This is a genomic window from Parashewanella sp. 2210YD4-3, from assembly GCF_056591735.1.
In genome coordinates this window covers 1-2,926 of the sequence record NZ_JBWQOG010000022.1, presented here as the reverse complement: position 1 = coordinate 2,926, position 2,926 = coordinate 1, and the positions used below count along the sequence as shown (strand labels likewise).

The 2,926-nt window shown below is 50.8% G+C and carries 1 rRNA gene; it reads left to right on the top strand.

What is annotated here, in order from left to right:
• Positions 1–7 precede the first annotated feature (7 nt).
• Positions 8–2,902 (top strand): 23S ribosomal RNA (locus AC1EU0_RS19095).
• The last annotated feature ends 24 nt before the right edge of the window (positions 2,903–2,926 follow it).

The following is a 2,926-nucleotide window of genomic DNA, read 5'->3' as shown; positions in this document are numbered from 1 at the left end:
GTTGTATGGTTAAGTGACTAAGCGTATACGGTGGATGCCTTGGCAGTCAGAGGCGATGAAGGACGTGTTAATCTGCGATAAGCTCAGTTAAGGTGATAAAAACCGTTACAGACTGAGATTTCCGAATGGGGCAACCCGGTGTCATAAGACATCATCATACAGTGAATACATAGCTGTATGAGGCGAACGTGGGGAACTGAAACATCTAAGTACCCATAGGAAAAGAAATCAACCGAGATTCCCCTAGTAGCGGCGAGCGAACGGGGATTAGCCCTTAAGTTTTATAGAAGTTAATGGAATGCGTTGGGAAGCGCAGCGGCACAGGGTGATAGCCCCGTACATGAAAACGACTATAGAATGAAATCGAGTAGGACGGCACACGTGATATGTTGTCTGAACATGGGGGGACCATCCTCCAAGGCTAAATACTCCTGACTGACCGATAGTGAACCAGTACCGTGAGGGAAAGGCGAAAAGAACCCCAGTGAGGGGAGTGAAATAGAACCTGAAACCGTATACGTACAAGCAGTGGGAGCGGTCCTTGAGACCGTGACTGCGTACCTTTTGTATAATGGGTCAGCGACTTACATTTTGTAGCGAGGTTAAGCGAATAGCGGAGCCGTAGGGAAACCGAGTGTTAACTGCGCGAATAGTTGCAAGGTGTAGACCCGAAACCCGGTGATCTAGCCATGGGCAGGTTGAAGGTTGAGTAACATCAACTGGAGGACCGAACACACGTATGTTGAAAAATGCGGTGATGACTTGTGGCTGGGGGTGAAAGGCCAATCAAACCGGGAGATATCTGGTTCTCCTCGAAAGCTATTTAGGTAGCGCCTCGGACGAACACCTTTGGGGGTAGAGCACTGTTAAGGCTAGGGGGTCATCCCGACTTACCAACCCTTTGCAAACTCCGAATACCAAAGAGTGCTATCCGGGAGACAGACGGCGGGTGCTAACGTCCGTCGTCGAAAGGGAAACAACCCAGACCGTCAGCTAAGGTCCCAAAGTTATTGCTAAGTGGGAAACGATGTGGGAAGGCTTAGACAGCTAGGAAGTTGGCTTAGAAGCAGCCATCTTTTAAAGAAAGCGTAATAGCTCACTAGTCGAGTCGGCCTGCGCGGAAGATTTAACGGGGCTAAGCAATACACCGAAGCTACGGGTTCAAGATTTATCTTGAGCGGTAGAGGAGCGTTCTGTAAGCGGATGAAGGAGAAGGGGTAACCCACTCTGGACGTATCAGAAGTGCGAATGCTGACATGAGTAACGATAAAGGGAGTGAAAAACTCCCTCGCCGAAAGACCAAGGGTTCCTGTCCAATGTTAATCAGGGCAGGGTGAGTCGACCCCTAAGGCGAGGCCGAAAGGCGTAGTCGATGGGAAACCGGTTAATATTCCGGTACTTCTGCTTACTGCGATGGAGAGACGGAGAAGGCTAGGCGAGCGCGGCGTTGGTTGTCCGCGTTTAAGGCTGTAGGCTGTAGACTTAGGTAAATCCGGGTTTACATAAGGCTGAGAGCTGATGACGAGTCACTAAGGTGATGAAGTCGTTGATGCCCTGCTTCCAGGAAAATCTTCTAAGCTTCAGGTAAGTAGGAATCGTACCCCAAACCGACACAGGTGGTTGGGTAGAGAATACCAAGGCGCTTGAGAGAACTCGGCTGAAGGAACTAGGCAAAATGGTACCGTAACTTCGGGAGAAGGTACGCTCTTGATGGTGATGAGACTTGCTCTCTAAGCTATTGGGAGTCGCAGATACCAGGTGGCTGCAACTGTTTATCAAAAACACAGCACTGTGCAAAATCGCAAGATGACGTATACGGTGTGACGCCTGCCCGGTGCCGGAAGGTTAATTGATTGGGTTAGACCTTGTGTCGAAGCTCATGATCGAAGCCCCGGTAAACGGCGGCCGTAACTATAACGGTCCTAAGGTAGCGAAATTCCTTGTCGGGTAAGTTCCGACCTGCACGAATGGCGTAATGATGGCCACGCTGTCTCCAGCCGAGACTCAGTGAAGTTGAAATTGCGGTGAAGATGCCGTATACCCGCGGCTAGACGGAAAGACCCCGTGAACCTTTACTATAGCTTGGCACTGAACATTGACCCTACATGTGTAGGATAGGTGGGAGCCTTTGAAACTTCGTCGCCAGATGGAGTGGAGGCAATCTTGAAATACCACCCTTGTAGTGTTGATGTTCTAACTTGGCCCCATTATCTGGGGTAAGGACAGTGCCTGGTGGGTAGTTTGACTGGGGCGGTCTCCTCCCAAAGAGTAACGGAGGAGCACGAAGGTTAGCTAAACACGGTCGGACATCGTGTGGTTAGTGCAATGGCATAAGCTAGCTTAACTGCGAGACAGACACGTCGAGCAGGTACGAAAGTAGGTCATAGTGATCCGGTGGTTCTGAATGGAAGGGCCATCGCTCAACGGATAAAAGGTACTCCGGGGATAACAGGCTGATACCGCCCAAGAGTTCATATCGACGGCGGTGTTTGGCACCTCGATGTCGGCTCATCACATCCTGGGGCTGAAGTCGGTCCCAAGGGTATGGCTGTTCGCCATTTAAAGTGGTACGCGAGCTGGGTTCAGAACGTCGTGAGACAGTTCGGTCCCTATCTGCCGTGGGCGTTGGATGATTGAAGGGAGCTGCTCCTAGTACGAGAGGACCGGAGTGGACGAACCGCTGGTGTTCGGGTTGTTATGCCAATAGCATTGCCCGGTAGCTACGTTCGGAATCGATAACCGCTGAAAGCATCTAAGCGGGAAGCGAGCCCTGAGATGAGTCATCCCTAGACCTTTAAGGTCTCTAAAGAGCCGTCCGAGACTAGGACGTTGATAGGCAGGGTGTGTAAGCGTTGTGAGGCGTTGAGCTAACCTGTACTAATGACTCGTGAGGCTTAACCATACAACCCTAATGGGTTTTACTGAA